Annotated in this window: 11 protein-coding genes; 4 read left to right on the top strand and 7 right to left on the bottom strand. The window is 42.2% G+C overall.

Features of this window, described 5'->3' with window-relative positions:
• Positions 1-213 precede the first annotated feature (213 nt).
• Positions 214-600 (top strand): group III truncated hemoglobin, encoded by a 387-nt coding sequence (locus A0125_RS01745; protein WP_066751263.1) that lies wholly within the window; start codon positions 214-216, stop codon positions 598-600.
• Positions 601-813: 213 nt separating this feature from the next.
• Here A0125_RS01745 and A0125_RS01740 read toward each other — a convergent pair whose 3' ends face one another.
• From A0125_RS01740 to A0125_RS01720, 5 genes are all read right to left on the bottom strand, one after another.
• Positions 814-1,989, bottom strand: a complete 1,176-nt coding sequence (locus A0125_RS01740) for a DUF4998 domain-containing protein (protein WP_197464725.1) — start codon at positions 1,987-1,989, stop codon at positions 814-816.
• Between the two features lie 19 nt (positions 1,990-2,008).
• Positions 2,009-3,184 (bottom strand): DUF5000 domain-containing lipoprotein, encoded by a 1,176-nt coding sequence (locus A0125_RS01735; RefSeq protein WP_082784847.1) that lies wholly within the window; start codon positions 3,182-3,184, stop codon positions 2,009-2,011.
• An 11-nt stretch (positions 3,185-3,195) separates the two neighbouring features.
• Entirely contained in the window at positions 3,196-5,085 is a 1,890-nt protein-coding gene (locus A0125_RS01730; protein WP_066751254.1) for a RagB/SusD family nutrient uptake outer membrane protein, read from the bottom strand.
• Positions 5,086-8,253, bottom strand: coding sequence for a SusC/RagA family TonB-linked outer membrane protein (locus tag A0125_RS01725; protein ID WP_066751251.1), 3,168 nt, complete (start codon positions 8,251-8,253; stop codon positions 5,086-5,088). It lies immediately after the preceding gene.
• A 384-nt stretch (positions 8,254-8,637) separates the two neighbouring features.
• Positions 8,638-10,275 (bottom strand): alpha-L-fucosidase, encoded by a 1,638-nt coding sequence (locus A0125_RS01720; protein WP_066751247.1) that lies wholly within the window; start codon positions 10,273-10,275, stop codon positions 8,638-8,640.
• A 455-nt stretch (positions 10,276-10,730) separates the two neighbouring features.
• Between A0125_RS01720 and A0125_RS01715 the strand changes: the two genes are divergently transcribed.
• Positions 10,731-11,594: an AraC family transcriptional regulator gene (locus tag A0125_RS01715; RefSeq protein WP_066751246.1), complete on the top strand. Its 864-nt coding sequence runs from the start codon at positions 10,731-10,733 to the stop codon at positions 11,592-11,594.
• 92 nt (positions 11,595-11,686) lie between these two features.
• On the opposite strand, the gene A0125_RS01710 is transcribed toward A0125_RS01715, so the two are convergent.
• Both A0125_RS01710 and A0125_RS01705 read right to left on the bottom strand, forming a co-directional pair.
• Positions 11,687-12,724 (bottom strand): L-dopachrome tautomerase-related protein, encoded by a 1,038-nt coding sequence (locus A0125_RS01710; protein ID WP_066751244.1) that lies wholly within the window; start codon positions 12,722-12,724, stop codon positions 11,687-11,689.
• 59 nt (positions 12,725-12,783) lie between these two features.
• Positions 12,784-13,527 carry a dienelactone hydrolase family protein gene (locus A0125_RS01705; protein ID WP_066751235.1) on the bottom strand — a complete coding sequence of 248 codons (744 nt, stop codon included), beginning with the start codon at positions 13,525-13,527 and terminating at the stop codon, positions 12,784-12,786.
• A gap of 150 nt (positions 13,528-13,677) precedes the next feature.
• Here A0125_RS01705 and A0125_RS01700 point away from each other — a divergent pair, with 150 nt between their 5' ends.
• The gene (locus A0125_RS01700) at positions 13,678-15,288 is read left to right on the top strand and encodes an AMP-binding protein (protein ID WP_066751232.1); all 1,611 of its coding nucleotides are present in this window, start codon (positions 13,678-13,680) and stop codon (positions 15,286-15,288) included.
• A gap of 124 nt (positions 15,289-15,412) precedes the next feature.
• The gene (locus tag A0125_RS01695; protein ID WP_066751229.1) at positions 15,413-18,214 is read left to right on the top strand and encodes a TonB-dependent receptor; all 2,802 of its coding nucleotides are present in this window, start codon (positions 15,413-15,415) and stop codon (positions 18,212-18,214) included.
• Positions 18,215-18,261: the final 47 nt, after the last annotated feature.

Raw genomic sequence — 18,261 nt, 5'->3', positions numbered from 1 at the left:
AGGGCTTTGTTTTTTATAAATAAATCTAAAATCAACTTCTTCCCAAATTTTTATTTGTTTCAGTCGTCGCAGCCCGAGATCTGGTAAACTATATACTATGCCCTGTAGCTATTTGAACATAAATAATTAGGATTAATACCAAAACCTGACCATCACATTACACCACTAGCACTCAGATTTAAGTAGGTTTGTACTAACAAATACAAGTTAGCCGTGAAACAGGATATAAAAAACATCTCGGATATTCGTCAACTAGTAGATACTTTTTATGGCAAGGTGCAATATGATGAACTAATTGGACCTATTTTTAAGGATATCGTGCATGATTGGAGCATACACTTAGAAAAAATGTACCGATTTTGGCAGACCGTACTGCTGGACGAACACACTTACCACGGAAGTCCATTCCCTGTGCATGCACCACTCCCGGTCGAAAAAATCCATTTTGATCGTTGGATTTCTTTGTGGCACGACACAATCGATAGTCTTTTTAGCGGAAAAGTTGCACAGGAAGCGAAATGGCGTGGCGAAAGAATGGGCGCAATGTTTCTCTCCAAAATAACTTTTTATAGAAATAGCAATACCAAACCCTTGCTCTGATTAGAGTTTAACTAATATATCGTTGATTGGTTCCTTATCGTTATCAATATTTTCAATGGCATGTTTGCACGTATACATTAGTGCAATACTATACAATTCTGCTTTGAAAAGCTATCCAAAAGCAGCACAGCTATCGCGACATACGCTTTCACATTAAAATGCAAACACCAGCCACATGATGGAGCTGGTGCTTACGGATATATGATATAGACGTTAATCCCTGAATAATCTTACCTTAGCAATACGCAGACTCGTAGGATTATTGTTCAACATCGTTGATACAAAGCCTAATGTAACTGGCATTATTACTTGATTCACTGAAAAATGAACCGTCACTTCTCGATTATTAAGCTGATTGTCGGTTAATTTGTAAGATCCCAACGCAGATGGCATCTGCTCTACATTGGGCAACTGCTGCCCATTCGCCACCGCTACATAAGATGCTTCACACGTAAAGTCAATATTAGAGATCGTCGTGACAAAACGGTAATCGCCAGCGGGAAGGTTGAGGGTTTGCCAGATTTTTCCGTTGGTGATGGATGGTGTACCCCAGTACTCAAAAGAAATATATCCGCTGCCATTCAGATTATCAAAACCACCTACTCCGTTATGATTTTGTACGGCCGAGTTGTAATTCCAGTCTTTGAGGTTGCCCCAGCGCCCAGCTACATCGGTACCGATAAACGGGCTGCCAGAATTTTTCAATAGAATTTCATTGGCCTTCAATGATATAATTGGCGCATAGAAGGTATCGATAGCCAAGCTATCGGGCTTGTACATCGTTTGGTAGCTGATCGATCCGGCCAAATCTACTTGCTGCAGTGCGGTCATTGTTTGTTCGTTGGGAACGACCACAACGCGATTTCTTCCTTCGGTGTCGGTATACCGCAGCCGAACTCCGATCGATGTACTATCGGCCAATAACCAATCGACAAACGTATCGCCACCAATCTGATGCTTGACACCATCTACAGAGCGATTGGGCAAACTGGCTTCATAATAATCACCATAAGACATACCTGAGGCATACACCGGCACAGATTTATTACCTTCTCGATCCAATGTATAGATTTCAAAACTATGAAACCCCTGCTCCAACCGATCAATCGTTACTTCAATGGTATCGATCCCTTGCCCACGTTGAATATCGATTTTACGTTCCTGTGTGCGATTGTTCCAAAAAATCAACGCCGAGGAAACTTTGGGATCCGATATGATGAGCCACCGCAACATCACACGTTCCCGACCCGATATCACCTGTACCGAGTCTGCCTTGCCAATGTAGATGATTTCTTCATCTGTAAAGTATTTCTTATAATCATCCATCTTCGTGCAGGAATACAAGCTTAAAATCACTCCTGCCATAAAGAATAAGACTTTATTTATCATCCGATTTTTCATAAGTATTTTAATTATCGTTACCAAAGAAAGTCATTTCGGAGACATGGGAGGCCAGTCCACCTTTACCCACCCAAGGTTCCAATATTTTGAGGCGTATATACCGTACGCGCGGTGCATCTAAAGATATATTGGATTCTTCGCCGCGCGCTGCCGCAGCTACATCTTCCGATGTATTGCTACCTAATGGTTGTTTGGATGGTTTTTCTGAAACACATGAGGCAAGCAAAGTCCAATTATCCCAACTGCCATTATTTGGTGGATCGACCGATCCCCACACTTCGTAGCGTTTCGGATTGCCGTGATTGTAAATCCATTGCCCTTGTCGCTGCCAGAGCACAAAACGACTCAACTTGGCTTCCACGCCTAGATCAAATGTGATATGCATCGGCATAGGTGCATCTGTAGAGTGCCACATGTAACCTTCTTCAGTGATCGTATTGTCCCAAAGATTAGGAATAGGTAATCCCCAACCTACAGCCACATCGGTTGGCAAACTGACGGCACGAAAACGGGATTTATCCAGCTCTTTTTCAAAAATAGGTACCAATTTTTCAAATATGGTGTCCGTTCGATTATTCCACCGATCTCGGAGATACACCGCAAATTCCGTTTCTTTCGAAGCAAAGCCACGAGCCGTAAATGAAACCTCTTTTGTAGAGGTGTAGAAGGTCTCAGTGTCGACATACCTTCCCAGACTATCTTTGTAGCTGACAACTAAAGCTAAGGGCGATTCGGCTTCATTATTAAACGATACATTGACCCCGCCAAAATCGGATCGCAGCGCGACTGTATTCCTTGCTTGGTAGACCGGCGGCAAAAGGGATTTAACTTGAATCGAAGTAGCGGTTGAACGTACTTCGGTACGACTCACCGCATACAAAGACAATTCGTATGATGCCGTATCAGCAAATCCGTCAATAGTCAGCGTATTGGTATATGTGGAGGATTTGCCCTGAATTGTCCGTCCATATTTATCTGTATATTCTGCCAACACATACAGCAAATCGCGATCAGCCGGTAAACTGTATGTTATTTTGACCGCGCCAGGCAAAGATTCTACATTTTGCACCGTCACGTTGCCGGGACTATCCCCTTCGGAATAGAGAGGCGCTAGTTTATCTTCGGTACATCCGATCATACTGATCATGATTATACTAAAAGTTATATAAAGTATTTTTTTCATAACATCATTTATTACCACCCTGGATTTTGAACTAAATTCGGATTGACCACCATGCTGTACTCGCTAATTGGCCACAAATAATCTCTGGGAGCCGTGAAGCGTTGGCTGTATAAAAGTTTTCTGCGGTAATAGTTACCAGCCAATTCTTGATCAATATCCCAACCGTATACCGGCTTGTTCATTTCTTCGGAAGCTTCTTTCCAGCGTCGGAGATCCCAAAAGCGATGACCTTCAAAAGCCAGCTCATTCATGCGCTCTTGATGAATGATTTCACGAAGTCCCTCTTTTGTTTGAATGAATTCCGGATTTCTGGCATACTGACTCCAAGCTTCGCGAAGCTTTGGAATTCCGGCACGCTCTCTGACGCGATCTAGGTATTCGAACGCGACATCGGTCGAACCGTGAACTTCGTTTGCCGCTTCAGCATGCAATAAATATAGGTCCGCCAATCGAATCACTGGCCACGGATACTGTTCAACAGATATGGCTTGTCCGGCCTGAATGACAAATTTCCAATTGACTAATTTTTTGGGAAAGTAACCTGTGATTGAATATCCAAAAGCAGATTTGCGCGACTGTGCCTGGCCCGCTTTTGCCTGCACTGTCCATGTGCCATTTTGCATGTACCAAAGTGATCCGTCAAACGCCAAGCTGGCATAAAAGCGCGGTTCTCGCTGCATATGCAAAGCGACTGTGGTGTAGCCTTGTTGCAGGTAATCCTGTTCCTCTATATCGGCCGTTTTTAAATCGTATCTTCCATTGTAATCCCAAGTCCTGTCTTGGTTGATGGGCAGGCCGCGACGCGTGTAAAAGTTTTCGACGATTTTCAGTGTTGGTGCCAATTGCCCAGTCGTTGTTTCATTGCTTGAGTAAGCCGGATTTAAGCGGGGCATAGCTTGCCATTGAATACCCGAGCCTGTACCATTGGTAAAGCCCCAGATCACTTCTTCGTTCCAAGGTTCGGCAATGCTATTTCTCAAATCCATTTCCTGCCGAAGTCGCTCATTGATATCAACCAGATTGCTATTGAATTTAAACAGCTTAATATTGGCTACGTCGCAGGCCGCGATGGCCTCCTCACAAGCTTGCAACGCGCGCGTCCACTTGGCATCGCTTTCCTGTTCTGCAAACAGTTTTGTACCATCTTTATTGGTTAAGGAGGCATAATCTCTGTTGCCATTATACAACGGACTCGCCATGGTCACCAAGATTCTTGCTTTGATGGCTAAAGCAATAGGTTTGGTGATGTGACCCAATTCGGAAGCTCGATTCTGAATGATATCTGGTAGTTGCGGCGCAGCAGCATCAATTAGGCTAATTATATAATCCGTAACTTCGTCGACCGGCCGTCTAAACACGCGTACTTCTTCTTTGGAAGCAGATATAGGAATGTTTTTGTCTACAATGGGAATAGGCCCGTACATGCGCATCAGGTAGAAGTGATAGTATGCTTTCAAGAAAGTCACTTCAGCTACCCAGCGATCCTTCATAAACGGATCCAGATCTACCACTTGGTCGACTTTCTCCAAAAATATGTTACAATCCCTGAGTGCTCTAAACAAGGGTTTTCCGGCTTGCCATCCATCCCAATAATTTAGGTAAGGATCGACAATACCCTGATTGCCACGGGCGATTTGCTGTGGTAAAGACGGTAGCCTGCTAAGTCCTGTAATCGGCCAGTAAGTCCATAGTTCGTCGCCGCCCAACAAAGCAGGATTTTCATATACATAACTTTCTTGAGGCAGGTACGAATAGCAAGTAAATAAAAATTTCTCTGCCTCATTGCGGTTCGTAAATGCATTGTCTATCGTAGCGACATTATCTGGGACAATATCCAAATAATCTTGACAGGCTGTCATCACCAACAGGGATAACAAACTGATTATTCCATATCTTTTCATCTAAAATCCTAATTGAAGTCCAATATTAAAAACTCGTTGAACGGGGTAGCCCAAGCCGTTGCCGCCCATCTCTATATCCCACAATTTGAAACCGCTGATGCTGGCCAAATTAATTCCGCTCAAATATGCTCTGGCTGTACTAAGCTTAGCACGCTTTATCGTTCTTTGTGGCAAGCTATAACCAAACTCCAATGTTTTGAGCCTTAAAAATGCACCGTTGCGCATAAACCAAGTACTTGTTTGCACATTGTTTTCGTTGATATTGTTGCTTAACCTTGGCCATAGAGCATATAAGTTGCGATTGCTCTCTGACCAATAATCATTTGCATACGCTTCCAACAGTGCATTTTGTGTACCTGGAAGAGTTTCGTTAGGATAATTATACGGCACAAATGGTGCAGTCGCTCTCGGATCTATCCAGAACGATGAACGTGCAGATCCCTGAAAGAACACGGATAGGTCAAAGCCCTTGTAACCAGTAGAGAAACCAAAACCATAGATGATTTCGGGCACTGTCGGGAAACCGATCGGCACCTGATCTAGATTGGTAATGCGGCCATCGCCGTTCAGATCTCTGTATTTAATATCGCCTGCCATGTATTCCCCATAGTTTTGACGAGGCGCATTCTCCACTTCAAAATCATCTACGAACAACCTTTCGGCAACTAATCCGAATGTTTGATTAATAGAGTTTCCTGGCCTCAGCTTATATTGTTCGGCATATTCAGGCTCTTCATATTGTAAAAATTCGCTCCTTGCATAGGTGAAATTTCCACGCATCTGAATCCAATAATCGCCAAACGATTTATTGGCATCGACAGAAATATCCATACCGTATGCTTTGGCTTTTCCAACATTTGCCCTAACGCCTGCAGAAAGCCCCATCGTGGTGGGTATCGCGGCGCGATCCATCAAAATATTATCTCGAATCTCGTGGAAGTAATCGGCCTGAATATCCAGAAAATTGAATAGCCCCAATTCTACGCCGGTATTAAGTTTTTTAGATTTCTCCCAACTAATCAGCCGATTATCATATCTATTGACTGTAATGCCCGGACGGTAGTAATTGAAATTTTCGCCAAAAACACTACCGCGACCATCATCATTCATATTAACTTCAGATAAATAGAAAAAACGGTCATCGGGCCCACCAATGGCGTCATTTCCAACCATACCGTAGGTTGCTCTAAGCTTCAGTTTGTTGACAGTATGCGCCAGCGGTGTCCAAAACGGTTCGTTGGAAACGTACCATCCCGCTCCAACTGCTGGAAAGAAACCGTAGCGCTCTGTTTGATAAAACCGCTCGGAACCATTGTAACCAAAGTTGACCTCTGCCATGTACCGATTATCGAAACTGTATGTAAATCGGCCGGACACGCCTTGATTGCGATAAGGAAGTGATCGTTGTAAAGTGCCTTGGTTAGCAAAAAGCTGCTGCCGCCTGATGTACACCAGCATACCTGTTACATCGTGCTTTTCTTCAAACGTCTTGATGTAATTCACTGCCGCCTCCATATAAATAGTGGTATTTATATCTTTTGCACCCTCATTGTAGTTGAGGTATTCGGTTGCGGATGTTTCGTTGAGCAAAGCTAATGTATATCTGTCCGTCACGGGGTTATAACCAGATGCTTGGTAATAGAAAGGATTATAGTTTCGGTTTAGATCGAAAAAAGAATAGCGCGACGTGTTGAACAATCCCCTAGCGCTCAAACCTTGGGTGATGGCACTGAGGTTTTGTTTTACCTCAAATTGTGCGTTCATCAGTGATTTGGAATAATCTTTATACCCTTTCACCATATCTGCATACGGATTGATTAGCGAAGCACCCTCGACATTACCAAATAGAATATGATTGGTTCGTGGCATTAATTCGGCTGGGAAATAAGCTGGGAAATCTACCGGACTGGAGCGCATAATCTTTGAATACATGCCAGAACCGCCATCTATCGGTCCACGATAATCATCAAAACTACCAGACAAGCGCACGATTACCTCCGTAGAAGGGGTCATGTTTAAGTTGATATTGGATCGCAATTGGTATGATTTGAGGTTGATATTGCTGTTGAAATTATTTCGCTGATCTACTTTCAAAATACCATTGTCCTGATTCATCGTTCCTGCTATATAATACCGTGCAATCTGCCCTCCTCCACTTGCACTGAAATTATACCGTTGATTCATGGTATAGTCGCGCAATAGCGTATTCATCCAATCCACAGCTGGATAGATATAGGGATTCCCGCCATTTCTAGTTTGATCGATTTTATTCTGCGAATAGGGAGTAGCTCCGAGCGGATTTCGGGTTAGGACAGATTCATTGGCCATTTCCATATAAGTGATGGGATCGGCCAACTGCACATTTCGTGTGGGCGTAGAAATAGAGTTTTCTGCTCTAAACGAAATCCTTGCTGGCCCTTCTTTTCCCGCTTTTGTCGTGATTAGGATTACGCCATTCGCACCTCGCGCACCATACAATGCCGTCGCCGTAGCATCTTTCATGATAGAAAAACTTTCGATATCGTCGGGCTGCATACGCGCAAGCTCCGTACTGCTTACTTCAATATTGTCGATGAGGATCAAAGGGTCGACTTTGTACCCAAATGTCGTGACCCCACGTATAAAGAAGGAAGCATTATCCTGCCCTGGTTCTCCACTACGTTGATAAGCGATCACACCAGCTATTCGCCCTGCGAGAGCGGTCGTCAAATTGCTGGATGGCACTTTCAATTCTTCTGGGTTGACCGTAGTGATTGCGCTCACCATACTGGATTTTTTCTGTTTACCAAACGCGACTACCGTCATCTCTTCCAGATCGGACGCATTGGAAAGCAGCGCGACATCGATCTTATACTCCCCGCTAGGAAGTGGAGTATATTGAGCCAAAGACAGGGTTTGAGTTTGATAACCAATAAAGGAAAAAGTCAGCGTACTGCCCATGGCAACACTGATGAGGTATTGCCCGTTTTGATCCGTTTTTACGATAGCATCGCCACCAGCCGAATGCACGGTAACACCACTCATGGTTTGCGTACTATCTCTTACGGTACCGGATACGGTCACTCGTTGTGCCTGCGCGTCAAAGCCGGCGACGAGCAGCAAGAGTAAAACAGCAGCTATGGAATAGATTTGCTTTTTACAGAGGAATAGACATATTCTTCGTGTCATACTAAATACTATTTAGGTTAATAAAAATTGGTTGTCTTGTCTGGTAGATCACCATTGTAATGGCCTAAAAAGAGGCAAGAATTTTCTATCACAAAAGCAGCTTTATGCGTGCAATGATTTACTTAAAATCATCTGTAGAAAAGTCCTGCGCTTTCGGCGAAATACGAATAATGACTTTGATTCAGCTTAATAATTGGTTATTTAAGTAGAAGCCAAATTAGGTGGATTGCAATAAGAAATGACCATCTTAAATCGATAAAAAATAACACAATATCGACTTGATAGCGAGCATGAAGCGCCGAGAAAAAAGAAAGCGACGCTCAAGGTTTGAAACCCGAACGTCGCTGGTATTAAACTAATAAATAAACCTAATCTTACTCGCTACTAAGACAACCGAAATACGACCGCGATCGTGTTTTCAACTGCATTTACGGGCATGGTGATATGCAAGCCATCTTTTTGCTGTTGAAAGGACAGCGATCCTTTCTGTCCTAATAACGAAACTTTCTTAATTTTTTTGGTATCGGCACCGTCAGATTTAGCGAGTGAGGCAATACGAACACGGTCTGTTTTGGGCCAGCCCATTACTATGGCGTACAGCACATTTCCTTTTGTAGTAAAACGGATATCATCTGCGGTAAAAGGCTTGCCTTTACCTTCATTAAAACCTTGCGCATGTAGCTCGGGTGCTTCTTCCTGTGCCGGACCTTCTCCAAAGCTATGCCAAGGCCGCGTACCGATGATGGATTCACCATTTACTTCCATCCAATCTGCTATGCCTTCGACTACGTGACGGGCTTTGTCGTCCAATGAGCCGTCGCCACGAAGTGGTACACTTAGTAGTAAATTTCCATTTTTACTTACTACATCTGCAAGCATGTGAATCACCGTTTTGGCCGATTTGTAGTGATTGTTATCATACACCCTACGATCGTAGTGCCATTGTCCAATACAAGTACAGGTTTGCCAAGGCTCGGGCTCGATACGATTACTTTGTCCGCGTTCTATATCCCACACCATGCACTTGCGTTGCTGCTCATCGAGTATCTTTCCATTGATGACGGCTTCATTCTTACCTTTGTTTTTCGCCATACTCTTGTTATAGTAGTGAGCAGCGATCTCCAAGCCAACATCACTGATCGGCCATAGCGGAAGCGCGGTGTCATCGAAGTAAACCACATCGGGGCTATAATTATCAATAAGTTCGATAGTACGGTCTCTGAAATTTTCGCAATAAGGAGTTGTTGGCACACTTACTCCGGTCTTGACATCCCAATGCCATTGTTCGTGGATTTTATGGTCGTTCAAGCTATCTTTACTTAAAGCGTGATTTTGCGCATATAATTCTTGTGGGTCATAACCGTTCCACCAAGTTCCCTCTCCATCTGCCTTCGTGATCTTACCATCGTAAGGGACACCTTTCAAAGGACCTTCTTTGTCCGAACGTTGAGCTGTTTCGTACCAAGTCCACGCATGGGCTGCGTGCACGCTCACGCCAAAACGCATATCTCTTTTCCTAGCAGCTTTCTCCCAACCTCCAACAATATCTTTTTTAGGACCAAAGTTGAGGCTGTTCCAAGCATGGTGACTGCTATTATACAGATCTAGGTTATCATGATGATTGGCTAGTGCCATAAAATATTGCGCACCTGTCCTTTTATACAGATCCATCAATGCCTCTGGATCCCATTGCTCTGCTTTCCAGCGGTTAATAACATCTTTGAATCCAAATTTAGAAGGATGTCCGTATTTCTCCACATGATAATTGTACTGATCGGATCCTTCTTGGTACATGCCACGCGCATACCAATCGCCACGCTCTGGTTCACATTGCGGTCCCCAATGTGCCCAAATGCCAAATTTGGCGTCTCGGAACCAAGTAGGTACTTTATAATTTTCTAGTGATGACCACGTGGGATTAAAAGGTACTTTAGTCCAATTTTCAGCAGCTTTTAACGCATTACTTAAATACAATGCAGGCACTGCAGTCCCCAATATTTTGATCATGGTTCTTCTATCCATAACTAGTTTTTTAGTGATCTAAAATTACGTACAAGTCAACGCTTAGTTCTACTTTTCGTAAAAACTGTTGATCTGCGGGTTTATAATTGTTATTTATTATACCAAAGGTACTCTATCTAAGTAAACAATGTAAAAACGATATCGACATAAACTTAAACATTATCGACATTTTCTTTATCTGGCACAAATTATATTACTATTTACTTCGCTATTTTGCTGCGGTAAACGATTATAGAGTAAACTTAAGCGCGTAAATGATACGACCTCACTCTAATCACAAAACGAAAGAAACCAATCTTCTTCGATATGCGGATAAATATTCTGCGCTTGATAGTTGCTAAAAATGATATTATCATCCCTCCTTTGCTATATTTAATCGATATCAAAGAATAACTATAAAAATATAGTGTGAAAAGCGTAATTTCCCCTAATTATAAAACTAACCAACTTCGGGTATGCAAAATGAAAAGTATCCTTTAGATTTTATTTTATTGAATATTGGATATGCAGAACATCATGCCGATTGGAACTGGAAAAACATCAACAGCCCATTTGCCAGACTACATCTTGTGCGGAAAGGAAGTGCTAAAATACATCGGGATGGCGTGTTTCATCAGTTAAAGGAGAACCATTTGTATCTAACGCCCTCACACACGCAGCATAGTTATGCGTGTGATGGAGAATTTTCACTCTATTATATACACATATACGAAAAATTAGATCAGAAAAGTTCCATCTTTGATCGCTTGGATTTTCCGATGGAGATCCAAAGTGATACGCTTGTCGCGATGTTGGTAGATCGCTTACATCTCTTGAATCCCGAACGTGAGCTTTCTATTTATGATCCGTCTTCTTACGACACCTCATCGGAGCTTATCAAAAACTTAGCATTAAATAGCCACACGCCTTTGGCACTAGAAATTGAAAGTCAAGCGATTATCAAACAACTGCTTTCGCGATTTCTATCGGGCGCTACAGAAAAATTGCCCCATACCGACGAGCGTATGATCCGAGTATTGGATCACATCCACAAAAATTTGCATCGGGTCATTGGTATCGACGAATTGGCGGAAATTTCATTTCTGACGAAAGATCACTTGATTAGAGCCTTCAAAAAGCAGCTAGGAAGTACTCCGGGAAAATACATCAATCAAAAAAAGATCGAGAAAGCACAGCTAATGATTGTGCTTGAAAATATCAATATTCAGAAACTTGCTTATGAACTGGGGTTTGATAATATATCGTATTTCAACCGGTTATTTAAAAAATTGACTGGCGAAACGCCGAGTGCATACCGAAAACGACAAAACGGAATTTAGAGCCTTTTAGCGATTAATCGTGTGCGAGAGCAAGCAATATTATAGAAGCGCGCAACCTTTAAGCCTAAACTAAACGGGCATCTGCTACTTTTTTATGGCAATCGCACTTTAAACGCTCTGTACGGATAGTCCGTTTTATCATCACCATCGTTCCATTGCGGCAATCTTTGTAATTGCGCGCAAGTAAAATAGAGGTATCCATCCGTACCGATACCAAAAGAATCAGGCCAGATCAATTGTGGGTCTTCTAGCAAAGTGCTAAGTACGCCGTCGGCCGTGATGTACGTTATCTTAAAATCTTCTGATGAGGCAAAATAGATATTGCCTATCGCATCAGCGACCATGCCATGCGTAATACCTACATCCCCCAAATCTTCCACTTTTTCACTCAAATCTTGATCGGTAAGTGTCGTATTGGCCAAATAAGCTGTTTCGATGCGATAGAGGTTTCGCTTATTGATCGGCTTGAAATAGAAGTACTTAAAATCATGCGTCAGCGCAATGCTGTTGATGTGTGAAGAAAATGGATTGCCATCTTTATCTTGCATTTTTACACCGTCATATTCCAAAACAATGTCATCCGCTAAAGTAAAATTGGTATTGGCTAATACTTGGCGCGTTTTTCTAGTCTGCAAATCCAACACCACGATAGATGCTGTACCAGGATCTGAAAAGTAAGCCAGGTTCTTTTCAGTATCGACTCTCACGTCGTTCAAAGCCGACTTGGATTTGTCCAAATCCTCAAACAAATAAGTATCTTCCACCCGATTCGTTTGTGTATTGATTTTCACTAATTTGAAATGCCCGGATTTTTCGTTTCCTCCAGTAGCAAAGATGTCTCCAGACGCCGCGGGTTTGGAATCCAGCACCCACAAGAAATCTTCTGCGTCTACAAACAGATCTTGTATTCGTAGGAAACGGCTTTGCTCCAAACTTTTGTTGTTCCAGGCCGTATCAGGATACGGATGTAGTTCACCATCTACTACTTCTGCCAAGGCCAAATGGCCAGCACCATCATAGTTGGGGAAAGATACAAATACGCGATTATCTTGATTTACACTTAATCCTATCGCCATGCTCTTACCAAATTGAGCCACTTCGATCAACTTATTATCTTTCGTATTATTCATACAACTACTCAATATCAAGCGAAAACGCCGATTACGGATGTACAAGTTTTCATTAGCACTTATTTGAGGACTTCGTTCAAAAACATTAAGGTATGATTCCAAGCTCTTTTAGCCATTACGGGATTATAATCGCTGGACTCTAGACTGGTAAAAGTGTGTTCTGAGTTTGCATAAGTAATGATTTGCCAATCTGCATTGCCATCATTTAATTCCTGCACGAGCTGATCAAAATCTGCTTTTGAAATAGACTTATCATTGGCGGCGTGCTCGATCAACACTTTTGCATGAATGGTCGAATTGGTTCGATCGGGCGCTTTTGCATAGCCGCCATGGATACAAACGATGCCACACACATCCATATTTGCTCGAGCTACTTCCAATGTTCCTGTGCCACCAAAGCAATAGCCAATCACGGCAATCTGATCGGATAAAGCGTTCGTCTTTTTAAGTTCTGCGAGTGCAAGAGCAATCCGATGTTGGTACGATTTATAATCATTTTTATAATGCGATGCTATCTGGCTAGCTTCCTTATTATCCGACGGAATATTACCTTCTCCGTAGATATCTGCAATAAAAGCGATGTAACCTTCCTTTTCTAATTCGAGTGCAGCAGTTTTGGCCTCCTGATCGATACCTTTCCATGCTGGTAGAATGAGTACTCCCGGCAACTGCTGATCCGCGTTGGACGTAACTAATCCAGACAGTTTCTGTTGGCCATCATGATAGTTAACTGCTTTTAAATTTTGCGCCTGTGCCCCGAAGCAGATGAGAGCCGCTAGCAGAAGAAGTCGGTATTTATTCATAATAAAATTATAAACTGCTACTTTTTACTTATTTTAACCAAAACTACTAAAATTACACCAATAGTACATTTTGATAAATCGTAAAATTTAATCTGTTGTACATGTAAGTTGAATTAACATTAAATTGTTTGATCATATAAGCCAAATATTATGATGACATTATCACACATTAAAGGGAAAGCAGAGGTTCCTCTATTGAAAGAAACCATTGCCGCTAATTTGCAACGTACAGTGGCCGCATTCCCAGCGCAAGATGCTATTGTATCGCACTGGCAAAAGTACAGAATCAGCTATCTAGAACTGTGGGAAGAAACATCGAAAGTGGCCAAAGCCCTATTGGCAACGGGTGCGAAAAAAGGAGATCGAATCGCCATTTGGGCCATGAATCGTTATGAATGGATATTGATTCAATATGCGACAGCACGTATCGGTGTAATTTTGGTAAATATTAATCCGGCTTATCGCAAATCAGAATTAGAATATGTATTAAACCAATCTGGTAGTTCGGTACTAATATCGGCAAGTAACTTCAAAACGAGTAACTATGAAAGTATGGTAGCACACGTATTGCCTAATACCAACTTAAGAAAGGTGATATTCTTGGATAGAGACTGGGAAGCTTTCCTGCACGCAGGAAGCATTATTACAGAAGAAGCATTGCGTACGGCAGAAGCAAATTTGCATTATGACGACGCCATCAATATTCAATATACATCAGGCACAACCGGCTTTCCTAAAGGAGTAACACTGTCGCATAGTAATATTCTAAACAACGGATATTTTATTGGCAAAAGGCTACACTATTCGGAGCAAGATCGTGTATGTATTCCCGTTCCCTTCTTTCATTGCTTCGGAATGGTCATTGGAAATTTGGCATGTACTTCTCATGGATCCACAATCGTAATTCCGACCGAAAGCTTCAGTGCTGAGATTACCTTAAAAACTGTGCAAGACGAGCGCTGCACCTCACTATATGGTGTCCCGACAATGTTTATTGCCATGTTGCAAATGGCTAATTTTGCAGAATTTGATCTCTCTACTTTACGGACGGGCGTCATGGCTGGATCTCCCTGCCCCATCGAAATTATGAAGCAAGTACAAAGTAAGATGCACATGCATGAAGTTAGCGTATGCTACGGGATGACAGAAACATCACCTGTAAGTTGCCAAACCGTCATTGGCGCCCCACTTGAAAAGCAGGTAAGTACCGTAGGAAGTATTCAAGATCATTTAGAGATCAAAATAGTAAATCCCGATACTGGCGAAATCGTTCCGATCGGAGCACCAGGCGAGTTGTGTACTAAAGGATACGCAGTCATGCTGGGATATTGGGATAATGACGCTGCTACTCGCCAAGCGATCGATTCGGATAACTTTATGCATAGTGGAGATGAGGCCATTTTGGACAAAGATGGCTATATCCGAATTACAGGACGATTAAAAGATATGATTATTCGTGGTGGTGAAAATATATCACCGTTGGAAGTCGAACAATACTTGTATAAACACGAGGATATACAAGATGTACAAGTAATCGGCGTGCCCGACCCCAAATTTGGAGAAGCTGTAATGGCATGGATAAAGCTAAAAAAAGGCGTATCCCCAAATGTTGAGATATTACAGCAGTTTTGTGAAGGCAAAATTGCTCAATACAAAATACCATTGTATTGGAAGTTTGTTGAAGAGTTCCCAATGACCGTTTCAGGCAAAGTTCGCAAAGTTGAAATGCGTGAAATATCCATTCAGGAACTAGGGTTGTAACACGATGCAACCAATCTTGTGGTATGAAAGTGACATTGTACTAGGCTTAATATCATCATAACATATCAATTACTTTAATTTATTATTACAAATATATTTTTGAAGTTAAAATTTAAATGCAAAAATGAAACTATTCACACTCCTACTCCTACTGTTTTTAAGCCTAAGCCTACACGCCCAAAACATCGTACTAAAAGGTAAAATTATGGACTCCAGTGACAAATTTTCGCTCCCTGGCGCAACACTTCGTTTGGAAAACACAGGCCGACATACCGTATCAGACGGAAATGGTTCATTTGAATTTTTGGGCGTACCAGTGGGCACCTACATACTCACGGTACAGTACATGGGTTATCAAGTTTTTAAAAAGGAAATAACGGCGAGCGACGAGCAACAACATCTAGAAATACTTTTGAACCCCATCGGTCGCAAACTTGCTGAGGTACACGTTATTGGCGATATGGCAAAAGGGCAAGCAAAGGGATTGAACCAACAGAAAAACAACATTAATATCACTAATATCATATCATCGGATCAGGTAGGTCGTTTTCCAGATCAAAACATTGGTGATGCGCTAAAACGTGTACCTGGTATTGCCGTACAGAACGATCAAGGCGAGGCACGCGATCTTATCGTTCGCGGGCTCGCGCCAGAGTTGAGTTCGGTAACTATTAATGGCGATCGGATACCTTCAGCAGAAGGCAACAATCGCAATGTGCAAATGGATTTGATACCTTCTGATATGATTTCGAGTCTAGAGGTCAATAAAACATTGACACCCGATATGGATGCTGATGCCATCGGAGGATCCGTCAATCTTGTCACACGCGCCAGCCCTAACAAACAACGCATATCTGCCACCATGAGTGGCGGTTATGCGCCAATCCGCGAAAGAGGACTTTATAATGGTAGCTTAATTTACGGCAATCGTTTCTTAGCCAATAAATTAGGAGTAGTAATGAGCGGCACTATACAAGTGCAGAATTATGGATCTGATAATATCGAAGCGATCTGGTCGAATGCCGATGGCCGGACTGGATTAAGCCAGATGGATATACGGCGCTATGATGTGCAGCGGATTCGTAGGAGTTTCTCACTAGCATCCGATTATGAGTTTGATGCACGGAATCGCATCGAAATTAACGCTATTTACAACTGGCGAGATGATCGCGAAAATCGCTACCGAACAAGATATACAAACATGACTTGGAACGAAACGCTCCAAAGTTATACGGGCCGAGTGCGAAGACAAACAAAAGGCGGACTAGACAATTCGGCCAATAGAAATACTCGATTAGAAACACAAAAAGTCATGAATTTCTCCGTTCGGGGTGAACATCTTCTATCCTCTTCGCTTGACTTCGATTGGGCAGCCAGCTATTCCAAAGCATTGGAAGATCGGCCAAACGAGCGCTATATTCAATATCAATCGCCCAACAACATCCAATTAGATCAAGATTTGACTGATCCCACTAGACCGCTGGTATTGGATAATTATCATGACTACTCGCTCTACACGTTACATCGATTGACTGAGAATCATAATTATACAGAGGAAGATGAATTTGGCTTTAAAGCCAACATACGATTCCCGATAAACTTGATCCCGCAACAAAAAGGTAGAATTCGGCTAGGCACCCGCTTACGCGCTAAAACAAAAATGAGAGACAATGTTTTTTATCGGTACACACCGATTCCTCCTTTTAGTGATATGAGTACTTTGCCGCTCATCGACATTAGTGGAAACAACTTCGTACCTGGCAGCCAATATATCCCCGGTTCATTTGTCGACCGAAAATTTTTGGGGAAATTGAATTTAACTAATTCCGATCTGTTTTCGGAAGCAGCAGATCCTTCCGAATTTTTGGCAGTAAACTACCATGCAAAAGAACTGATCTTTGCCAATTACTTTCGTTGGGATCAAAACATCAGCGACCGTACCGCTATAATTATGGGTGCTCGTATGGAATGGACTAAGCTGGACTATACCGGTAATTATGTTGAGATCCAAGAAGATCGTCTTGAACAGATTTCGAATAAGAATGATTATTTAAACGTGTTGCCCAGTATCACGATCAAGCATCAAGTTACCGACGATTTTATTGTGCGTGCCGCGGTTACCACTGGAATAGCGAGACCCAATTATTATGCTTTAGCACCATTTGTAAACAGTATGCCAGAGGATCGGAATATAGAAGCAGGCAATCCCAATTTGCGTGCAACATTTGCAACGAATTATGATTTGATGGCCGAAAACTATTTCCAAAACATTGGACTAGTTTCTGCTGGCATCTTTTACAAACGTCTAAAAAACTTTGTCTATCAGTATCGAGATTTGAATTACACATCCGAACAATTTGATTCCGATTTTCCAAATCTTCCTAATCCTATTCTTGATAACGATGCTGGCCAATGGACTTTTCGGCAGTCGCGCAATGGCCGCGCTGTAGATTTATATGGTGTTGAAATTGCATTTCAGCGACAGTTGGATTTTTTACCAAGTAAGTTTTTAAAAGGTTTTGGCATTTATACTAATTACACGTACATAAGATCTATCGCCAAAGGAATTACTATCGCAGAAGGTGAAGATCGTACAGGATTAAGCTTACCAAAAACAGCTCCGCAGATGTTCAATGGCTCATTATCTTGGGAAAATCAACGTTTCTTAGCACGAATATCGAGCAATTTTGCGGCAGCGTATTTAGATGCTATCGGTAGTTCGTCATTCGAGGATATATATTATGATAAACAGTTTTTTTTAGATGCCAACGCTACTTTTAAAATCAAACCTCAGCTTCGTGTTTTTGCGGAAGCAACCAATCTTACAAATCAGCCATTACGATACTTCCAAGGTAGCGAAGAGCGCATGATGAAGCTAGAATATTATCGGGCGAGATACACCCTAGGCCTAAAGTTCGACTTATAACATGTTGTAAACAGAAGCAACAGATTCAAAATCAAGAGGATATTATC

Origin of the sequence: Sphingobacterium populi (assembly GCF_001586775.1) — a bacterium.
Lineage (GTDB): Bacteria > Bacteroidota > Bacteroidia > Sphingobacteriales > Sphingobacteriaceae > Sphingobacterium > Sphingobacterium populi.
Note: the sequence above shows the minus strand (reverse complement) of the source record. Positions and strands in the feature narration are given on the sequence as shown.